Consider the following 20,693-nt stretch of genomic DNA (forward strand, 5'->3'; position numbering starts at 1 on the left):
TGATTAATAAAAGGGTTCGGGATGGCGAACATTAGTTATGACGACGCCTATGGCGTGTTGAAAGAGATCTTCGAGGATCTGGAAGACGATCTGGATAGCGATGGTGGCGAACTGGCCGCAGACTCTAAGCTGATTGATCTTGGCATGGAATCGATCAGTCTTGTGTACCTGGTGTCCGAGCTGCAGCAGCACTATGGGCTGGGGGATGCCCTGTTCCGCAAAATGCGCGAAGAAGACAAACTGCTTGTCGACATGAGTGTCGGCGACATCATCAATTCGGTTGTCGAGTTGGGTTCAAAGGCATCCGCCTGAATAGAAAGCGTTTTTCATGACCAAAAGAGAAATCAAAACACTGCTGATCGGCCTTGATGGGGCCACCTATGATCTGCTGGACCCGCTTGTCGAAGAGGGCATCATGCCCAACTTGGGCAAGATCATGAAGGAAGGTGCGCGGGGCATCCTGAAGTCGACAATCCACCCTTTGACCCCGCCTGCATGGACCACTATGACCACCGGTCGCACCCCCGGCAATCACGGTGTTTTTGATTTCATTCGCGTGGATCGCTCGGGCTCTAAACCGAACTACACGCTGGCCACGTCGGCCGATGTGATGGTGCCCACCATCTGGCAGATCGCTGATCGTGAGGGCCTGCGCGCCACCACGCTGAATTTCCCGGTGAACTTCCCCGCCAAGCCAATCAATGGCGTGGTGATTCCCGGTTATGTGCCTTGGTCTTATCTGGGTCGTGCGATTCACCCGCGTCCGGTGTTTAAGATGCTCAAGGAAAAGGGTGTCTTCAAAGCCTCGGAAATGTCGACCGACTGGCAGCATGAACGCAAGGCTGTACAGGGCTTGGGTGAAAACCAGCTGGAAGATTGGGTGAACTTCCACATCGTGCGTGAAAAGCGCTGGCAGGACATTCTGCTGACCCTGATGGAAGAAGAGCCCTGCGAGCTGATGGCCGTTCTGTTTGATGGCGTCGATCGTATTCAGCACCTGTGCTATCACCTGATCGACCGCGAGACCCGCGATCAGTATCAGACCGAAGACGCCAAGAAGACCACCGAACTGGCGCTGCAGTATTACCGTGATGTCGACAACTACATCGCCCAGATGATCGAGAAAGCCGGTCCTCAGGCGCAGGTGATGATCGTATCGGATCACGGGTTCACCCGTTCGGGCAGCCGTATTTTCTATGCCAACACCTGGCTGGAGCAAAAGGGCTGGTTGGATTGGATCGAAGGCACCCCGATGGATGATCAGGGCCGCGTTGCTCTGGACGAAAACACCGAAGCCTCGACCTTGATTGATTGGGAAACCACCAAGGCTTATGCGCTGAGTTCGTCGTCGAACGCGATCTTCATCCGTCAGTCGAATGCACCCGGTGAACCCGGCGTTGCCCCGGCCGACTACGAAGCCTTCCGCGACAAGATGATTGAGGCACTGTACGACCTGAAAGACCCCGATACCGGCAAGCCGGTTATCAAGCATGTCTTCAAACGCGAAGATGCGTTCCCCGGGGCCTATACTGATCGTGCACCTGACATCACGCTTATGCTGCACGATTACAGCTTTTTGTCGGTTCTGCGCGCCGATGCGCCGATCAAGGACCGTCAGGTGCCCTATGCCACGCACCACCCCGATGGCATCTTTGTCGCCACCGGCCCGGGCTTCAAAAAAGAGACCGCGCTGGACGATATGTACATCGCAGATGTGGCCCCCACGGCGATCTATTCGCTGGGTCTGTCGGTGCCTTCGGACATGGAAGGCAAGGTTTGCACTGCCGCCTATGATGACGCTTATCTGGCTGAAAACGCGCTGACCTATGCAGATGTCGAAGCGTTGAAAGGCGATGCGGATATGTCGGCCCTGGATGCCGAGGCACAGGAGCAGATTAAAGAGCGGCTCAAGTCGCTTGGTTATCTGTAACAGATATGCCGCGCGCAACCCTCCGCCCGGGTCATGTGATCCACTACCAGCAGACGGGCCAAGGCCCAGATGTGGTGCTGATTCACGGCCTGTTTTGCAACATCGCCTTCTGGTGGTTTCGGGTTGCCCCGAAACTGGCGGAAACGCATCGCGTGACCGCGCTTGATCTGCGCGGCCACGGGTTCTCGGCGATGACGGGGGAAGGGTATCGCGCGGTTGATCTGGCCGAAGACGTGACCGAACTGATGACCCATCTGGGGATCAAGGACGCGCATCTTGTGGCCCATAGCTTTGGGGGTGCCGTGGCTTTGGCCGTGGCGACCACCGCCCCAGACCGGGTAAGCAAACTGACATTGGCTGATGCATGGGTGCCGTCGTTGCAAGCCATGCCTCCGCTTAACGATCAGGATGCCTGGCAAAAACTCAAGGGGCGGTTGGCCAAGCGCGGCATTGAAGTCGAAGGCGAAATGCCCCGTGTGGCACAGGCATTTTTTGAAGAGCTTCTGGACGCCGAAGACGAAGGCGGCGCTGCGGCAGCGAGCGCCTCGGGCGGGGCAGGGGCTTTTGCCGGGATGCAAGCCGGTGGCGGGCGTCAGCGCCCCACCCGCGCCATGCGTCGTTGGCGCGAGTTGATGGAACGTACACCGGCCAACGCCGAGTTCCGCGATCCTGCAGGGCTGAGCATGGATGACCTGAAGGCCGTGCGCGGTCCGGTCGACCTGATTTATGGCACCCGCTCGCGCTATCTAAAAAGCCGCGACGGGTTGCTTAAAGCGTTGCCGGATGCCAGACCGGTAGAGCTTGACGGAATGGGGCATTACTTTCCGCTGTTGCGGCCTGACGCGTTGCTACGCGCCATGGGCGAAAGCGGAAAAGCACCCGGCTTGACCCGGGGCAAAGAAACGTGGCGGGATCGCGCGGCTCAGGCCCGGCGATGACCCGTAAAGAGAAGGCGGAGAGCGGACGTGACTTTTAAATCGGGGACTGGGTTGAACGCCGGACAATTTCGGCAGCTCGCCAAGAACGGTATCGGGGACCCGTCGAACGCCTATGTGCACGGCATGGAATGGTTTGAAGGCCGGCTGTACTGCGGGATGACCCGAAACTCGTTCAAGCTGCTAAAACTCTTTCCGCCGATCGACCCGCCCGCGCTGGATCCGTGGCCTGTGGATGTGCCGCCCAGCGTGGAAGACCTTGATATGCAAGGTCAGATTTGGCGTTGGACCCCGGAAACCGACAGTTGGGAACTGGCCTATCGTTCACCGTTGATCGACGGCAAACACGGCAAGCCCGCTCCGCGCGACCTTGGCTATCGTGGCGCAAAAGTGTTTCAGGGCAAATCTGACGAAAAACCCAACCTCTATGTGTCGACCATGTCGACCGTTCTGCGCGGCTGTGCGGCGCATGTTCTGCGCTCCGAGGACGGGATCAACTTTGAACCGGCCTGCGAGCCCGGCATCGGCAACGACAATATCTCGACCTTCCGCGAACTGGTTGAGTTTGACGGCTACCTCTATGCCCCCCCGGCGGGTGAAGGCATCCAGTTCAATTCAAATCGGACGGGGGTGATCAAACGCTCCAACGACCCGAAACCGGGCAACTGGGAAGTGGCGATGGATCTGGGTTTTGGCGATCCGACCAACAATGGCGTGTTCATGATGACCACCGCCAATGACCAGCTCTATGCCGGGACGTTCAACAATTACGAAGGCTACCAGATCTGGACCACCCCGCCCTGTGGCGACGGCCCGCTGCAATGGCGCAAGGTGATCGACAAAGGCGCGTATCGTGGCCCGCTTTCTGAAATCGCCATGGGCATGGTTGAATTCAATGGCGCGCTATACGTGGGCAGTTCAATCCAGAACGGCGGCTATGACCGGACCAATCTGGTTGGTCCTGCCGCGGGTGAGATCATCCGCATTCATCCCGATGACAGCTGGGACCTGCTGGTGGGCCTGCCGCGCGACACGCCGGACGGGATGAAATACCCGCTTTCGGGCATTGGGCCGGGCTTTGACAACATCTTCTCGGGCTACACATGGCGCATGTGCGTGCACGACGGCTGGCTCTATGTGACCACGTTTGACTGGTCGGTGTTCCTGCAATACGCACACCGTCCGTCCCCGACCGCCAAGAAACTGGTGGATGCCAACAGTTTTGAACAGATGGCGGATGTCGGCGGCGGGTTTGAGATGTGGCGCACCAAAGATGGTGTGAACTGGATGCCGGTGACGATCAACGGCATGAACAACCCCTATAACTATGGTGGTCGCACCATGGTCAGCACCCCGAAAGGTCTGGCTGTGGGCACTGCAAACGTGTTTGGCGGCAAGTCGCCCGCCAAGTTCGCCTCGCGGTGGGAATATGTTGAAAACCCGGATGGCGGTACCGAGATTTTTCTGGGTGACCCCAGCCACCGCACCTACACCCTGCCCAAGGCACCGGCCAAGCGGAAAGAGGGGGTGAAGGTCGACATCGCCACCACAGGGGCCACGGGGTACATCGGACGGCATCTGGTGCCACACCTTTTGGATGCTGGCTATACGATACGGTCGCTGACATTGCCGGGCACCGCCAAAGACATCCCCGAACACCCCAACCACGAGGTGATCGAAGGCTATCTGGAAGATTCCGATATTCTGGATCAGTTGGTGGATGGGGCTGAGATCGTGCTGCATATGGCGGCTCGGCTGGGTGGCTCATGCGCGGTGGAGCCGCTGCGCGAAACCAATGTTGAGGGCACCCACCAACTGCTGCGCGCCTGTAACCGGTCGGATGTGCTGAAACGCTTTGTCTTCTCCAGCTCGGTCGCGGCCTATCAGAACCAGTTCAACGACAAAGAATGGCCGATCCATGAATCGCACCCCTTGCGTGTGGATGGTGGCCAGGATTTGGCCGACTATGGCATGACTAAGGTCGCCGGCGAGAATTTGGCCCGTTTCTATGGCCGCAAACACGGCTATGAACATGCGATCCTGCGCTTTGCGCTGGTCTATGGCATCGGGGATCCGCTGGTCGATTCAATGGTGCGGGAACAAGCCACGGACGTTGACTTTGGCAAATCACAGGGCGGCGATCAGATGCGCCAGTTCGTGCATATCGACGATGCGGTCGAAGTGATCCTGCGGGCCATGTTCCAGGAAGAAGCCAAAGACGAGACATTCAATGTCGCCGGGCCGGACGTCATCACCTATGGCGACATTGGCCGGATGACCCGGATTGCTGTTGGCAAGGCGACCAAAGAAGACCTGGACCCAGACCGAACCCGGGTTTGGCGCCGCTATGTCCAGCAATATGATATAAACAAAGGCAAGACGAAGCTCGGGTTCCGCCCGTCCATTCCGTTCTCGGAAGGGCTTAGGCAGATCATCGAAGCCGCGCAGGCAGATGGCGACTTGCCAGTCGCTTCCGCCGACTCCACTCCGACATTTGGCGGGGCGGGGCAACTTATGCAGCCGGAATTTGCGGCGCAAAACGACGAAGTGCCGACCAAGACCCCTGGCGCGCCCGACCCTGCGCATCAGGACGAGGTAATGCAAAAGGCAGCAAATTGATTTTCGTGCCTTCAGGCACACAGAAGATGATGGAGAGAAAACATGGCAAACACAGATGAATGGATGCCGAATGTGGAACAGGTCAGTGGCGACCAGTCGCAGGCCATGAACTATGTTCGCAGCTTGATGAGCGAAGGGCGGACAGATGAAGCCCGCGCTGAACTGCAGAACCTGATTGATCAGGATCCCAACAACACCCGCGCCATCATGGCCTATGGGATGTCATTGCAGCGCGAGCGCCGACTGGAAGAGGCGGCCGAGTATTTTGAACGCGCCATGGAGGTGGACCCGTCGAATGGGACAGCTGCATTGCTGGCCGCATCGATTGGCGTTCAGGGCGACAACCCCGAATACGCCGAAGCCAATTATCACAAGGCGCTGTCTGCCAATCCGACGTCGCTTCAGGCGATGACCGGTCTGGCCCGCCTGCATCAGCGCAACAAGAAGCCTGAAGAGGCCGTCGAGGTCCTCAAGAAGGCCTTGGAAGTTGATCCCCAGTCCGAGCGTGTGCGCCAGCAATTGGCTATGGTCTATGTGAACATGGGCAACGAAGCCGAGGCCAAAACGCAGCTGGAGCATGCGCTGACAGTCAAACCCGAAGATCAACGCAGTGCCATGATGCTGGCCAGCCTGAACAACCGTATGGGCAAGCCCGATGAAGCCATGAAAGCGCTGGAAAAGGCGCTGGCTGCTTCTCCTGACGATGCCCGCTTGATGATGGCTATTGGCCGTACAAAGCTGGCGGCGAAGGACTATGCCGGGGCCGAAAAAGTTCTGCGTCGTGCGGTCAACGCAAAGCGCACCCCGCGTCGCCGTGAAGGTGGCCCGATGGCGCAGCGCATGCAGCAGCGTCAGGGGGGCCAAGGTGGTCAGATACGTGAACGGATTGAGCAGGCACGTGGCAACCGTCCGCCGCGCCCCAACACCACCGCGCAACTGGCTTTGGTTCAGGCTCTGATTCCGCAGAAAAAGCTGACCGAAGCCCGCGAGATTCTGGCGAAGGTGCCGCGCAATGGCCGGGCCTCGATGATCGTGCAGCGCATGTACGGTGACGCCTATGCCGTAGAAGGCAAAGCCGAAGCTGCTGAGCAATCCTACCGGGCTGCACTGCTTAAATCGCCCGAAGGCGAAGAGTCGCTGAAGAAAATTGACGCGGCCAAGGCCGATGCCAAGGACGGGCTGAAAGGCGATGCGCTGGTCAAACTCTACAAAGACGAGTTTACCTCCCGCATGGAGAACCGTCGCGAAGAGGCTGGCAACCGTGATCGTGGCGACATGGTGAAGCGTCTGCGCGAACGTCGCGAAGAGCGTGGCGGTGCTGGCGGCCGAGGTCAGATGCGCGAACGCATCCGTGAGCGCGTCCAGCAGGCACGTGAGCAAAACGGCGGCGAAGGCTTCCAAGGCGGTATGGGTGGCAACATGCAGGGAGGCAACTTCCAGCAGGGTGGCAACAACTTCGGTCAGGGCGGGGATAACGCCGGCGGCAATGCCGGTGGTGGTTTCCTGCGCGCAATGATGCAGCGCCGTCGCAACCAGCAAAACTAAACGCTGGAAATTTGGTAATTCCCCGGCCTGCACCCTGTGGGCCGGGTTTTCGCGGAGGGACATGTGAAAGTTCTTGTAACCGGACCCAGCGGTGCTGTCGGGCAGTACATTCTGGAAATCCTGATGACCACCGGATTTGATGTCCGTGTGTTCTCGCTGCCTGACTCGATGCATCGGGTCAATTTCCGCGACCGGATCGAAATGGTGCCGGGGCAGTTGTCCGATAAAATCGCGTTGGAAGAGGCCGTTGATGGTGTCGATGTGGTGTTCCACGCCGCTGTGATCAGCCCTCCGCCGGGGCGTAAGCCTGAAACGATGAACGAAGTAAACATCGAGGGCACGCGCAACTTGCTTGAGGTTTGTGCGAACCGGGTCAAGCGTCTGGTCTTTGCCAGTTCCAACAACGTCTATACGCCGCATCGCTCGCCTGCGATGTGGCCTCTTACTGATGATGCCCCGCGCGAAGCACACGGGAACCCACAGCAGTCTGCCGTGGGCGAAAGCCTGATCGCCGCCGAAGATCTGATCTTTGAAGCGGCCGAACGCGGCGAAATCGAATATGCCATTCTGCGCCCGACCGTGGTCGCGGGGCGTAAAACGCCCTTCATCGACCAGATGGTGATCAACATCCTGCGTAATCCGGACAATCTGGAAATGCAGCGCCGGATGTGGGACATGATGCAATGGTCGCATGGCTCGGACATTGGCCGTGCCGCCGTCATCGCAGGCACTCATGAGAAAGCCAAAAACCAGTGTTTTCTGGTCGCCGGGGATGAGCCGATCACGATCTATGATGTGCAGGCCCTGATGTGGGACATCATGAATGTTGGCCGCAGCGACAACCCCCATGCCGAAATCGCCTCGCGCAATAACATGGGGCTGCGCAAGTTCGACTCGCGCAAGTTGAAGTCATTGGGCTGGGCACCTCAGGTTGGTGTGAAGCAATGTATCGCCGAAGTGTTGGGACGTTTGGAGTTCTACTCGTCTGCGGCGATCAATATGCCGGAATATATGCTGAACGACTGATCGTCGGCAGGACAAAAGGAAGAAGGCTCATGCGGGCACTTGTGTGCGATGCCAGCGGGTTGATTGGAAATCGGATGATTGAGCGCCTGCTGGCGTTCAAACACGATGTCGTGGGCTTTGCGCCGGGCAAACATGCCAAGGCCGACCCCGGAGAGGCGCAGCTGATGGCCTGGCCCAAGGCGGCGGGCAAATTGGCAGATGCCTTGCAAGGTATCGATCAGCTGTTTGTTCCCAATCTGGTGGATGACCTGCCTGCGTCAGAACTTAAGCAGATCAAAGCCTTGTTGGAGGCTGCCGCCAAAGTCGGCGTAAAGCGCGTTGTCGTGCTGAGCAGTATCGAAGTTTATGATCTGGCCAAGCTGGGTGGGCGAACGCTGTTGGAAAGCGATGCGCAGATTGATCCGGCACAAGCCAGCCCCAAGGGGAAAACCGCGCTGGAGCTTGAAAGCTATGTGCGTGGGTTGCCCGGACAGATCGAGCGCATCGTTTTGCGCGCGCCGCTGGTTTTGTCAGCTGATCACAAGCCATTGGCTGAGACCTTCTTTAAGGGTTTGCTGAAAGATGACGCACAGCTTCACTACGGTGATCGCGTTCAACCCATCGACGCGGATGATCTGGCGGATTTGATGGTTTCCGCAGGGCGAGCGCCGTCAGCGGCAGGGCATGCGATCAATGTCGCGGGCCCAATTGCCATTCTCACAGCTGATGCCAGCGCCGAAGCGCGACGTTTGTTGGGTGTCATGCGGGACACTGAAAACTCTGAGGTGCGTGTGCGCCCAGAATATGAGTTTGCCAGCCCGCTGATTTCGACCGACCGCGCTTTGACGTTGCTCCCCAAACACGCGATCAAGCGCGTGTGGGTCAGCCTTGCCGAAATTGCGCAAGAGATCGTGCATAGGCAGCGTGCTGAAGGCGAACTGCCTGAAATCACGTATAAAACCTCTTATGCCAAGATGGCGGTGGAGCGCCGCGAAAAGCCGTTGAAGGGCAAGCTGGCGGTTGTGACGGGTGCCACCGACGGAATTGGCCGCGCCACCGCGCTGATGTTCTCGCGCCTTGGTGCCAAGGTTGTCGCCGTGGGTCGCAACAAAGAGGCCGGCGCCGCCCTTCTGGATGAAATGAAGGGTCGAAAGGTCTATACCAACGGCAAGTTTATGGCCGCGGATTTGACCTCGCAGAAAGAAGTGCGTGCCTTGGCTACAAAGATCGCCAAGCAGCATGATGCGATAGACTATCTTATTCACAATGCTGGCGCTGCCTACGGCAGCCGAACCGAAACGCCCGACGGCCTTGAGGCAACCTTTGCCTTGAATGTCATGGCGCCCTTCTTGTTGACGCAGGAACTGGCGGCACCTTTGCAGGCCGCAGACCACGCCCGTGTGGTGACTCTGTCTTCCGAAGCGCACCAAGAAGCCGAGCTGATGTTGGAAGACCTGCAAAGCACGGACGGCTATGAACCGATGGAGGTCTACAGCCGCGCCAAGCTGTGTGGGTTGATGATTACCCGCTGTCTGGCGGAACAGTTGAAAGACACAGGCATTGCGGCCCATGCCATTCATCCCGGTGAAGTGCGTACCGACATCGCACTGAAAAACGGTATGGAATCTGACGAGGATAAGAACCTCGGCCCGCAGGCCAAGCAGCGGCTCAACACCCAACGTGATCGCCAGCGCATGCAGATGATCTCGCCCGAAGAGGCCGCAGCCTATGTCGTGAACCTTGCGGTTTCACCTGAATATAATGGTGAAAACGGGCTCTATATGGATAAGGGCGATAAAGGGCAGGCATCGGAAACGGCGCAAGACAGTAAACAGGCTTGGCTGTTGTGGGACAAATGTGCCGAGTTTGCAGGGCTTGTGGACGCCTAAGGCAAAGTCGCGAAAAAGCGGAATATCTCTGAGCGGGCGTCCAAGTCCGGGCGGTCAGGGCCAAGCGCATCTCGTTGACGGTCAGACGTTGCGGTCTGACCCGGCATCCAGTGCCCCAGGTCTTTGATCAAGCATAGCTCGACGATGCTGTCCTGATCGCAACTTGAATGGCGGGTGCACGGCACGGCGCCCAAACGCGTCGTGCTGCTGCTCGCTTGGCAATGGTTCTGGGCCACCCAGAAATCCACATTTGAGTAGAGCGAGGGGCGAACTCCCGGGCGTTTCAGTTTGCCCTGTCCGCCCTCGATCGGGGAATAGGCGTCCAGAAGGCCATGCAGAAACAGGCCTGACACCGGGCGCGCCACATCGCAGCCATCGCGATAGTCCCGGTTACCCCCCATGGCAACGAACCCGGCAAATACGGTGTTCTTCTCGCAGGCCAGCCGTTGCGCCAGCATGGCGCCATTAGAGAACCCCGTGGCAAAGTGTCGGTCTTGCGATAGCGGAAGATCCTGACCGATCTGCGCCAGAATGGCCATGATGAACCCCACATCATCCACTTGGTTGGCAAACGCCTTGCCGCAGCAATACCCTGAGTTCCAAGAACGCTGGATTCCGGTGGGGTAGACGATCACATAGTCCTTTGCAGCAGGGTCCTCGTGCAGCGCCAATTGGCGTTCAAATCCACGGCCCGTCCCATAGCCGGGATGCAGCGCGAAGATCACCGAGAGCGGGTCGCTGGCCTGTTCCGGGACATGCGCGATATAGCGCCGGGTCAACCCGTCATGTTCAACAGAGCGCACAACCCGTGTGCCTGCCGCAGCTTGGGCGGCGAGAAAGGCAAGCAAGATTGGGCCGACCAGCGCCATAAGACGGTTTTTCATTGTGTGGCCCCTGTGAACTGCGGTTCTATCCTTAGAGTAACATGCAAGGCAGCGGGCAGAAAATGCTTGCGGCTGGATACCTTATCTGTGACCTTGCCCACGATTTAGGCGGTGGATTTTAACAGTGGATTTGCGTTGAAATGCCATGGCCGTGTGTATTGCAGTAATTGGGTTGCTTACGTGACTTGCAACAAGACGTGCTGCGTGTGTCGACCATACTGGAGGGAAAGATGACCACAGAAGATATCGGTTGGGGCGCCAAACTGGAATATGGGGATCCCGATCATTTGGTCGCCTTCGTGTCAGGGTGGGGCCAGCCCGGGAACCAAAACTTTCATTTCCAGCCCTTTGCCAACACGCTGAGCCAAACCAAACTGTTCCTGCGTGATCATGCCAACTGCCACTATACCAAGGGCATTCAAGGTGTGACCGAAAACGAGGAAGAAAGTGTCGAGTTCCTGAAGTACTTGTTGGACAAAATCGGGCCCAAGCGCGTGAGTTTTATTTCCGGCTCACTTGGCAGCCACGCTACTGTGCTGTGGGGCCACAAGCTTGGCGTTGATGACATTCACCTGATTGGCCCTGTCACCGACCTTATGCTGGGTATCGAGCAAGAGCGCGCCTACCATCCCGCCTTTGCCGAGTCCGCGAAAGTGGCTCAACAGATGGTCGACGAAGGATATGAGTACGTGAACTTGCGTGAATTCATGCAGGCCAACACCGACAAAGTCGATTGTGTGGATCTGTACTATGGGCTGGATGATCAGATGGATATTGATCAGGCTGGCAATGTCGAAGACCTGCCACATGTGCGCTCAACGGTTTATCACCGCGGCGATCATTTCCGGGTGCCGATGTTTGTACAGCGGCGTGATCCGGTCATGTCGGATCGCATTAACGCAGATCATGTCGACAAGCCCAAAGAACTGCGCCGTGCTCGCAAAACTGATCCAATCGAGCTGGGCTATGCCAGCGTAAAGTTGCTGTAAAGATGTCCTTGCCTCAGCCTATTTTCGTCGTCGCTCTGCCCAAGAGCTATACCTCGGTTTTCAGCGGCATGTTGGGACAGCACCCCAACTTGATGACCACGCCCGAACTGAACATCTTTGTCGGGGATACCATTCAGCAATGGGCCGATCAGCCCAGCGCAAATATTTTCTGCGACGGTCTTATCCGTACCGTGGCACAGCTGTTTTTCGGGGCGCAGACACCGCAGACCGTGCAGCAGGCACTGGATTGGCTACAATCTCGCGCTTCCTGGAGCGTGCAGCAGTTGATGGATGCCCTGCGTGAAGCTGCAGCACCCGCTGCGCTGATCGATCAGTCTCCGATCTATATGCAAAAGCCCGCTTTCCTGCAGCGCATTCTGACCAACTATCCGGATGCCCGGTTCATTCACCTGACCCGCAATCCGGTGTCCTGGGTGCGTTCGATGGAAAAATGGGGCATCTACGGCGAAGAGATCATGCGTATGTTCGCGGCCTCGGAAGTTGGGCTGACGCATCAACCGGCCCCGCTGGACCTGTGGCATGCGGCTTATACCGGGATTGACCGCCTGATGGAGGGGCTGCGCCCCGAACAGCACATCAAGATCTACGGCGAAGACGTCGTTACGCGCCCGAAAGAGGCGATGAAACAGGTTCTGGATTGGTTGGACTTGCCTGCTGAAGAGGCGCACCTAGAAGCCATGATGCACCCCGAAGAGTCGATCTTTGCGGGATGGGGCCCAATGGGCGCACGGGGGGGCAACAATCCCGACTTCCTGACGGCACCGCAATTGCGAACGCGCGATGACCGTGATGACCTTATGACACTAAACCCGGCGGGCGTGCCGCAAGAGGTTGTCGAGCTGGCAGTGCAGTTGGGGTATCAGGCCGCTTAGGCCTGCCCCAGTGCCATGGCTTCAGTGCGGATCGCCTGATCGCTCCAGGCCAGAGTGGCGCCGTTGATGTCCCAGGGGGATTGCATCGCGGCCCAAACGAAAAGGTTGGCCATGGTTTCGGCCGAGGCCACCTGCGCGTTCTGCATCGCCCCGCCACGCGATTTGCGGAAATCAGACAGGCCATCGGTTTCCGTCATCCCCGGATAGATGAGCGCGGCGCCAAGGGCCGTGCCCTGAAGCTCGGCGGCCAATTGCCGGACAAGGGCGTGGCTGCCAGCACGGCTGGCGCCATAGGCGCCCATGCCGGGGGTGGTGGCGTCTCCGAAGGGCGACGAGGCAAACAGCAACGCCCCGTTGCCCTGTTTTTGCATCACCGGGGTGCAATGGCGGATGATATTTGCGGGGCCAGTCATGTTGATGGCGACGGCACGGTCCCAATCTTGTTGCTTTAGCTGCCAGCTGGCGCCATCCAGTGGCCCGGTGAAGGCCGCGAAATTGATCACCGTGTCGATCCGTCCGAACTTGTCCAATGTGGTTTGCACCGCGGCCGCCACGCTGGCGTCATCCGAAATATCACAACCGGTGCCCCAGACGTTGCCACCCGCGCGGGCGCAGACATCTTTGACCCGGTCTTCGTCGCGCGCGGTCACGCAGACCTGTGCCCCACGACGCGCCAGCGATTGCGCCGTGGCGGCGCCGATACCACGGCTTGCGCCGAACAGTAGGAAAACATGGCTCATGTGAGGTCTCCGGTTGGGGCGGGTTTACCAGGGCAGAAAGTTGCCGCGAAAATCCAGGAACGTGCCGCAATGATCAGGTTGCAGCCCGGCCACGACCTCGCGAATGCCATTGGCGCTTTGTTGCGGCGTAACAGGCCCGCGCGGCCCGCCCATATCGGTGGCAACCCAGCCGGGATGCATGGCGATGCCGATGACCCCGTTATGATACCAATCGGCGGCAAAGCGTTGGATTTCGTCGTTCAGGGCAGCCTTGGATTGACCATAGGGGCCTTGTTCACGCCCTGTGGCGCGAATGCCTTCGGCCGACGAGATGAACACCATGCGGCCAAGGTCGGCGGCAATCATATTGGGGAACAGCGCTTCAGCAATGTTGATGGGGGCTTCAGTGTTGACGGCAAAGACCTCATCGGTGGGCACCATGGGACCATCGCTGAAAACACCGCCAACGCGGTCAAAAATCCCCGCAGCGATGATCAGAACGTCAATCGGCTTGCCACTGAACCACTTGGCCAGCCCGGCGATCTGATCGGCGTTGCGCACATCCAGCTTGTGAACAGTCAAATCCCCGCCCGCCTCTTTCAGGCGGTCGGGGGTCTTTGCATCACGCGTGGTGATGTGCACTTTCCAGTCTTCTAAAAGATACTGTCGGGCCAGCTCGCAACCAATGCCGCGGCTGGCCCCAACGATAAGTACTGTGGGCATGGGTATTCCCTGTGAATCAATTCCGTTGCGCGCAGCCTAGTGCCGCAGGAAGAAATTGACCACAGCGCGCGACCCATTCAGATCAGGACGAGCCGGACCAAAACGTTTGCTGCCTGCCGGAGCTCCCGGCCAGACATGGCCCAGTCCCGGTACGACGCATAGGATCGTCTCGCCGCCAGAACAGGTCGAATAGCGTTTACAGATGGAATTCCCCAGACCGCTTTCCGAAATCGTTGCGCCACCCGAAGCACAGCCATTGCGCGATGCGATGCGTGAAACGACGGATTGCGCAGGTTCCATGTAACCCAGAGAGTTTTTCATCAAGCCTGATTGCGCATAGCCCCCATCAACCGGAGACCCCTCGTCTGCGTCGCCATGAATGTGCAGAACGGGCACACGGCTGCTTTTGCAGTTGTCCATGTTGCGGGTCGCGGCGAAGGGCGCGGCTGCTGCTACCATTTCGGGGACGTTGCAGACCAGATGATAGACCATGCGAGCACCGTTGGAATAGCCGGTCAGATAGGCCTTGGACTGAACCGGCGCCATCGAGCCAATGTCCGCCATCATGGCCTTGAAGAAGCCAACGTCGTCGATGTTGCGCTTTTCAGCCACACCACAGCAATCGCCCGCGTTAAACGTGCGGCGGAAGCCGTCAGGGTAGGCAACGATGAACTTGTCGCCGGCGGTTTGATGCAGCTTAGTGATGTCGGCCATGCCCTGACCTGTGCCCAAAGCGGGGTGATAGGCGATGATTACGGGCCAGCTGCTCCGCGCTGACAGGTTGTCTGGCAGGTACAGAACATAGCTGCGCTTGGTGCCGCCAACAGAGATTTTACGCTCCATGACTTTCGCGTCCAACTGGGCCGCGCTCATGCCTAGGGTCAGCATTGCCGCCACGCCAAGCGATGCGGCGCGCAACACTTTCACGAGATTAAGTCGGGTCAAACATTTCATATCAATTGATCCTGATCGGTTTTGCGGAAGGCACATCGTGTGGTCTTCAAGCAGCCCGTCCGCCTGTATGTATTTCGTGTTCGTTCTACTACGTGCACATCGGCCCCACCACAGATATATGCCCGTTCGCCGGGTCTTTGCGGATATCTGCGCACAGAAGCCTGTGTACATGCAAACTCTGAGTAAAACAGGGATGATATTCAATATCATCCCTGCGGCTCATCTATAACGGAAGGAGTATTTGCCGATTTCGCGGGCGCCTGAGCGCTTATGCGGCGGCCTCGGATTCCATCAGCACCTCGAGTGGCGCTGTCAGGTCATGCATCAGCTGGCCACTGCGCAGCATCAGTGCCGCCAAAGTGCCGTGGCGACCGCGCGGATGCACGTGGGTTTGAACGTGACTATACCCGCGAATATGATCCGCATGGTTCATATCCACCGGTTCTGTGGCCACGACATGCGCGCGGACAAGCTTAACCTTACCGGGGTTTTCATCGATGAATGTCCGGGAATCGAGCAGCTTCTTATCAAACCCGCGCTCTTCGCAAAGGGTGTTGACGTTGTCGAATACGCCTTCCCAAAGCGCTCCGTTTTCAGGGTTTTTTCCGATGTTTACATTCAGATAGTTCACCGAGGAAACCAAGTGAATGTCATCCACCCCAACCATATGGCCGAGGGTCAACGCGCCAAAGGCTCCGAGGGACATGCCGACAAAAGTCACGCGTTCTGCTTGATAGCGCTCAATGAAGTACTTCAGGAATTCGGCGTTTTCTTCGGTATTATCCGTAAGGCCCGGAATGCCGTTCAGGTAAAACAAATCCTGACCTTCGTCGCGTAAATAGAGGCGCAGGTTGGGCATGTCTTTGCTGAAGTCGGTCGAGTCGAACACACCTTTTCGGTAAGCGCCTCGGGAACTAAAGAACACGATCAGGTGATCTTTCGATCCCTCTACAACCGCAGCGCCATCAGCAATCTGATTCAACATAGTTTTCACTTTCAAATAGTCATGGCGTAATGGTCGCAGCTGGGTAAATGATCCCTTTGCGTACGCCGTTTCATCCCTCATCCGACGTCAACTTAACAAAATATCACTTTTTCGGCAACTTTTCCGGCGCCGACCTGCCTTATAGGACTTTCGTGATTGTTCCTGTGCCACAAGCGTCGATAGATGCCTTTTGGCTGAGCATATGTTGGGCTGGCTGCGAAGCGCTGAATTGAACCTTTTGTTGATTTATGAGACCTTATGCGCCATGAGGCTTGCAAAGACGGACACTCAGGTAGGTAAAAATGCCCGCGCATAACGCCGCAAAGAAGACCAAAGGCGTTAAACGCAAGACGTTCCGCATCAATCCCAAGGTGACGGTCACCGTTCGAGAGCCAGGTGAAGGTGGCAAAGATGCCGCCTTTGTAAAGCACAATCAAAGTGGCCGACTTTGGCGTTTGGGGCGCGAAGAGCTGTTTTTGGTCAATGCGTTAAACAGCGGCGATACCTTTGAAACGATTGCTCAGGACATGGCGCGAGACCTTGGCAAGTCTGTGCGCCCCGAGGTTGTCGAGTCTTTCGCCCGCCAGATGAGCGGCGCTGGAATTCTGGTACAGGGTGAAAGCGTCGAAGAAGACGTGGCCGAGGTGATCGACGCCACGCCCGCAAAATCGGTTTCCGACACCGATGACGAGCCAGATCTGGAAGACGATTATAACCCGTTTCAACCAGGTCAGGGTGAGGCGGCGGATATGCGTGCCCTTGAAGACATGGTCTTTGGTTCGGACAAGCCTAACAAGGCCAAGAAGCCCTTAAATCGCGTGCCCCCATCGCAGGATGCCAGCGCCGCGGCACCCGTAGATAAAGACCCGAACACGTCAAAGCCGGACGCCCCCAAGGCTTCAAAGGCTCCGAAAGCTTCCAAGAAAGCCGGCAAGAAGGCCAAGACGCCGCCGCAGGATCAGGCAGAGTCTCAGGAGACCGACTCCAAAGGCGCAGAACAGCCTGCCAAGACGCCATTGTTTGCCAACCGGACCCGTAAGGACGCCCCCGAGCAAGACACTGAACAGGCGACAGAAACAAAAAAACCGGAACCACAGCTGGCGGATCCGCGAATTGCCAACCGCAAGGTCAAATTCGAGCGCCATGCCGGAGCCGAAGGCAAGACCAGCGCGCCGGGCATGTGGTCTTGGTTCAACCCCACGGGCTTGTCGCACGTCCTTTGGGACATGTTTGGCTGGTGGCGCCATATTGGCTGGGTGCTATACCCGCTGACTATTTTCGCTTTGATGGTCGTGTTTCACAGGCTTGTGGAATTCGGCGTCGACTTGGCCAGCAGTCGTGCCACGATGACGCGGATCAGTTTTCTGCTGATCTCTTTCCTATCGGTGAACCTGTTCTCGCGGCTGGTGACTGCTGCGGTGGCGGTGAATCGCGGTGCCAAGGTCAAGCACTTCGGTGTGATGTTCTTCTTGTTCGTGATCCCGCGTTTCGCGGTTGATCTGACGGGGGTGAACAGCCTGGATAAGGAAAGCAAACTGGCCGTCTATGCCGCATCTATAAAGTCGCGCCTGTTCATGTTTGCCATTGCAACCATTATCTGGATTGCGACGCGACGCTCTGGTTCGATGATCCCGGACATTGCTTTGATTGTAGAGCTGATATCAGGGATCACCTTTTTGCTGGCCGCGTTTCCGCTGGCGCAGGGCGATGGGTATAAGTGGATTTCGACCTATTTCGATCAACCTCTGCTACGCCAACGGGCGTATTATTATGTGTTCGGAACATCCAAGCAGATCGCTCAGCATCTGCCTGATCCCACACCACGTGAAAAATGGGCGTTCGGCTTTTACGCCATTGGGTCTGCCTTGTTTACGGCAGTTATCCTGACGCTCATCTTCATTTACGCGACGACCGCATTGGAAGGGCGTTTTGGCGGCACAGGTCTGGTGATGTTTGTGGCTTTGGTGGGGCTGGCTGTGTTGTGGTTCAACATGATGAAAGCCAGTCAGATGAAAGCCCGCAAAAGCGCCATGAAAGCCCAAATGGCAGATAAAATCGCAGAGCGCCGCGCCCAGAACGACAGCGGTGGTGCGATGGGCGGCGGCATGGGCGGTGGCGCTGGCATGGGCATGGGCGCTGGCATGGGAATGGGCGGCGGCATGGGTATGGGCGGCGGTGGCGGCGGTCTTGCCGACATGATGGCCGAAGGTGGTGCTGGCGGTGGACGGGCGATGGCTCTTGCAGGGGCACGCGGTGGTGCTTTGATGCAGGGATCCAAAGGCGAAGTTGGCTTCCCGCGAGGTGGTGCGGTTGGTCGCCCATTGCAGGGCGTTTACGTCGACAATTCGCCCAAGCGCCGGCGTTGGCGTTGGGTCACCCGTCTGACAATGCTGGCCGCATTGGGTGGGCTCATTTATTTGGCGTTTCTACCGTATGAATATGAGGTCGCCGGGGACTTCTCAATCTTGCCGGATTCTCGGACTGCGGTGACCGTGCGGGTGTCAGGGGATGTGACCGAAGTCCTGATCCGTGAAGGCGATATCGTTGAAGAAGGCCAGCTTCTGGCAAGAATTTCGGATCATCAACCCAAGTTCCAGGTCGCCTCGGCCAAAGCGGGGCTGGAGAAAGCCAAAGGCAAACTGCAAAAGCTGTTGGCCGGTGCACCGATCGAAGAAATTCAGGTCGCACGCGAACAAGTTGCGGCAGCTGAGGCCGCACTGCCTTTCGCCCAATCACAGGCCGAACGCGCGGAAACCCTGCTTGCGCGCGGTACTATTTCCGATGCCGAGGCCGAGCGGTTCCGTCTGGCGTATGTCGTGGCGCAGCAGGATTTGACGACAGCAAAAGCAAACCTTGCACGGGTCGAAGCCCCTGCGCTTGAAACGGATATCGCCATTGCCAAAGCCGAGATCGCCCAGATCGAGGCCCAGCTGGAACTGGCGCAAACCGCGCTGGATGGCGTGACCATCTATGCGCCCGTGACCGGGCGCGTTGTTACCGAGAATGCCGATCTTGTCCTTGGCCGCTATCTGGATGTTGGTGACCTGTTTGTAGAAATCGAAGATCACACTCTTGCCCGTGCAGAAGTGCGTGTTTCGGAAACCGATGTGGGGCTGGTGGCAATTGGCGATACTGCCCGCCTGAAAGCCTGGGCCAGTGTTGAGAGTGAATGGGACGGCACTGTTGTAACCATCGCGCCATTGGCCGAGGAAGAAGAACTGGGCCAGATCGTGCGCGTCATCACGCAGTTCGAAAATGCCGAGGGTTTTTATCGCCCCGGCATGACAGGTGTTGCAAAGATCGACGGCGGAGAAATGACCACTTGGCGGGCTTTCACCCGCCTGTTTGATCGGTTCTTCCGGATCGAAGTCTGGGGCTGGATCCCCTGATCCTTACGCGCTTCGGTTGCGGTACAGGTTCGGATCGACGACTTCAGCCATGGCGCGAACGTTCAGGTCAGTATCCAGAAACTTGGCGATTTCTTTTGCCATGTCTTCGGGTTCAGAAACCACACGCGCGTAATCTGCGTAAAAAATGCGGATATTGCGCTGGGCCTCGGCCCAACGGCGGAATTCCATGACCTCGCCCTGAAACATTTGCAGCAGCAAATCGCGCCCAATCGAATCAGGGTCCAATCCGTCCCGGCGCATCATGGTTTCCTGACTGCGCAGGACTTCGACCAAATCGCGCTGCATGAAGATCACGCGATAATCGACGTTGGCAGGCAGGTCATAAACCAGTTTGTAGATCACTTTGACAGACTTCCCACGCGCGCCGGGAACCCAGGAACTGTCTTCTTTCAACGCCTTGACCGGTTCAAACTCGTAATATCCCAAAGGGTTATCGTCATTTGGCTCACGCTCATGATCGACGATCGGTTCTACGCCACCGGCCTCCAGCATACGCATCATCATGGATGTTCCTGACCGGGGCAGCCCGGAAACAACGCTTACATATTGGGAGGTGGTGCTCATTTTTGAACCTTTTGGAATTTCATGTAGAGAAACTATTCTGTGGGTGCAAAATAGTGATATTGTCTGCAAGGATCAAAGTGTTCTTGGGTCCAAGGAATGATCCGGCGTATTTGGGCTAGTGGGATGTTAAAGTAGTCAAGCGTTGCAACGATTTATGCGCGTGAATTTCAAGAAGGAGTTTTAACATGGCGGATAAGAAGGACCAGAACGGGTCTGACAACGCCTCGAACCAGCAGGCGCCCGAACAGGCTGCGCCGCAAGGTAATCGATTTGGTGGCGGTCAAGGCGGATTCGGTCAAGGTCGCTTCGGCGGAGGCCAAGGCCCGCAAGGCGGCGGTTTTGCCGGACGTCAGGGCGGTGGATTTGGCGGCGGTCAGGGCCAGGGTGGCTTTGGTGGCGGCCAAGGAGGCCAGGGCCAAGGCGGTGGTGGCCGCCTGCTCCAGATGCTCGCGATGCGTAGACAGCAACAAGGTGGTCAACAAGGCGGCGGCTTCGGCGGCGGTCAGGGCCAGGGTGGCTTTGCCGGACGTCAGGGCGGCGGCTTCGGCGGCGGTCAGGGGCAGGGTGGCTTTGCCGGACGTCAGGGCGGCGGCTTCGGCGGCGGTCAGGGCCAAGGCGGATTTGCCGGACGTCAGGGTGGCGGCTTTGG

Annotated in this window: 17 protein-coding genes; 10 read left to right on the forward strand and 7 right to left on the reverse strand. The window is 57.8% G+C overall.

Features of this window, described 5'->3' with window-relative positions:
- The first annotated feature begins 21 nt into the window (after positions 1 to 21).
- From ATO10_RS12595 to ATO10_RS16065, 7 genes are all read left to right on the forward strand, one after another.
- On the forward strand, positions 22 to 312 hold the full coding sequence (locus ATO10_RS12595; RefSeq protein ID WP_035252080.1) for an acyl carrier protein: 291 nt from the start codon (positions 22 to 24) through the stop codon (positions 310 to 312).
- 16 nt (positions 313 to 328) lie between these two features.
- Positions 329 to 1,930 carry an alkaline phosphatase family protein gene (locus ATO10_RS12600; RefSeq protein ID WP_035252081.1) on the forward strand — a complete coding sequence of 534 codons (1,602 nt, stop codon included), beginning with the start codon at positions 329 to 331 and terminating at the stop codon, positions 1,928 to 1,930.
- Between the two features lie 5 nt (positions 1,931 to 1,935).
- The gene (locus tag ATO10_RS16055; protein WP_051598137.1) at positions 1,936 to 2,868 is read left to right on the forward strand and encodes an alpha/beta fold hydrolase; all 933 of its coding nucleotides are present in this window, start codon (positions 1,936 to 1,938) and stop codon (positions 2,866 to 2,868) included.
- A 27-nt stretch (positions 2,869 to 2,895) separates the two neighbouring features.
- Positions 2,896 to 5,484: an NAD-dependent epimerase/dehydratase family protein gene (locus ATO10_RS16060; protein WP_081806519.1), complete on the forward strand. Its 2,589-nt coding sequence runs from the start codon at positions 2,896 to 2,898 to the stop codon at positions 5,482 to 5,484.
- Positions 5,485 to 5,526: 42 nt separating this feature from the next.
- Entirely contained in the window at positions 5,527 to 7,029 is a 1,503-nt protein-coding gene (locus ATO10_RS12615) for a tetratricopeptide repeat protein (protein WP_035252082.1), read from the forward strand.
- Between the two features lie 63 nt (positions 7,030 to 7,092).
- A complete protein-coding gene (locus tag ATO10_RS12620) occupies positions 7,093 to 8,055 on the forward strand; it encodes an NAD-dependent epimerase/dehydratase family protein (protein WP_035252084.1) in 963 nt (320 codons plus the stop codon).
- A 29-nt stretch (positions 8,056 to 8,084) separates the two neighbouring features.
- The gene (locus ATO10_RS16065) at positions 8,085 to 9,923 is read left to right on the forward strand and encodes an NAD-dependent epimerase/dehydratase family protein (RefSeq protein ID WP_051598138.1); all 1,839 of its coding nucleotides are present in this window, start codon (positions 8,085 to 8,087) and stop codon (positions 9,921 to 9,923) included.
- Here ATO10_RS16065 and ATO10_RS16070 read toward each other — a convergent pair.
- Positions 9,920 to 10,807 (reverse strand): CE1 family esterase, encoded by an 888-nt coding sequence (locus ATO10_RS16070; protein WP_051598139.1) that lies wholly within the window; start codon positions 10,805 to 10,807, stop codon positions 9,920 to 9,922. The genes ATO10_RS16065 and ATO10_RS16070 overlap by 4 nt on opposite strands.
- 230 nt (positions 10,808 to 11,037) lie before the next feature.
- Between ATO10_RS16070 and ATO10_RS12635 the strand changes: the two genes are divergently transcribed.
- Both ATO10_RS12635 and ATO10_RS12640 read left to right on the forward strand, forming a co-directional pair.
- Positions 11,038 to 11,796, forward strand: a complete 759-nt coding sequence (locus tag ATO10_RS12635; protein ID WP_035252085.1) for a hypothetical protein — start codon at positions 11,038 to 11,040, stop codon at positions 11,794 to 11,796.
- 2 nt (positions 11,797 to 11,798) lie between these two features.
- Positions 11,799 to 12,689, forward strand: a complete 891-nt coding sequence (locus ATO10_RS12640) for a sulfotransferase family protein (RefSeq protein WP_081806521.1) — start codon at positions 11,799 to 11,801, stop codon at positions 12,687 to 12,689.
- On the opposite strand, the gene ATO10_RS12645 is transcribed toward ATO10_RS12640, so the two are convergent.
- From ATO10_RS12645 to ATO10_RS12660, 4 genes are all read right to left on the reverse strand, one after another.
- Entirely contained in the window at positions 12,686 to 13,429 is a 744-nt protein-coding gene (locus ATO10_RS12645; protein WP_051598140.1) for an SDR family oxidoreductase, read from the reverse strand. The two genes, ATO10_RS12640 and ATO10_RS12645, sit on opposite strands and share 4 nt — an antisense overlap.
- A gap of 24 nt (positions 13,430 to 13,453) precedes the next feature.
- On the reverse strand, positions 13,454 to 14,131 hold the full coding sequence (locus ATO10_RS12650) for an SDR family NAD(P)-dependent oxidoreductase (RefSeq protein ID WP_035252088.1): 678 nt from the start codon (positions 14,129 to 14,131) through the stop codon (positions 13,454 to 13,456).
- A gap of 36 nt (positions 14,132 to 14,167) precedes the next feature.
- Complete coding sequence (locus tag ATO10_RS12655) at positions 14,168 to 15,085, reverse strand: CE1 family esterase (protein WP_035252090.1); 918 nt, start codon at positions 15,083 to 15,085, stop codon at positions 14,168 to 14,170.
- A gap of 268 nt (positions 15,086 to 15,353) precedes the next feature.
- Positions 15,354 to 16,070 (reverse strand): lipase family protein, encoded by a 717-nt coding sequence (locus ATO10_RS12660; RefSeq protein WP_035252092.1) that lies wholly within the window; start codon positions 16,068 to 16,070, stop codon positions 15,354 to 15,356.
- Positions 16,071 to 16,372: 302 nt separating this feature from the next.
- Here ATO10_RS12660 and ATO10_RS12665 point away from each other — a divergent pair, with 302 nt between their 5' ends.
- Positions 16,373 to 19,459: an HlyD family secretion protein gene (locus tag ATO10_RS12665; RefSeq protein WP_035252095.1), complete on the forward strand. Its 3,087-nt coding sequence runs from the start codon at positions 16,373 to 16,375 to the stop codon at positions 19,457 to 19,459.
- Positions 19,460 to 19,462: 3 nt separating this feature from the next.
- On the opposite strand, the gene ATO10_RS12670 is transcribed toward ATO10_RS12665, so the two are convergent.
- Together ATO10_RS12670 and ATO10_RS16480 are read right to left on the reverse strand one after the other, a co-directional pair.
- Positions 19,463 to 20,044 carry a sulfotransferase domain-containing protein gene (locus ATO10_RS12670; protein ID WP_035252096.1) on the reverse strand — a complete coding sequence of 194 codons (582 nt, stop codon included), beginning with the start codon at positions 20,042 to 20,044 and terminating at the stop codon, positions 19,463 to 19,465.
- 167 nt (positions 20,045 to 20,211) lie between these two features.
- Positions 20,212 to 20,693: hypothetical protein (locus ATO10_RS16480; protein ID WP_035252097.1), on the reverse strand; the 482-nt coding region annotated here is incomplete at its 5' end.

The sequence above is a fragment of the Actibacterium atlanticum genome (genome assembly GCF_000671395.1).
Classification (GTDB): Bacteria; Pseudomonadota; Alphaproteobacteria; order Rhodobacterales; family Rhodobacteraceae; genus Actibacterium_D; species Actibacterium_D atlanticum.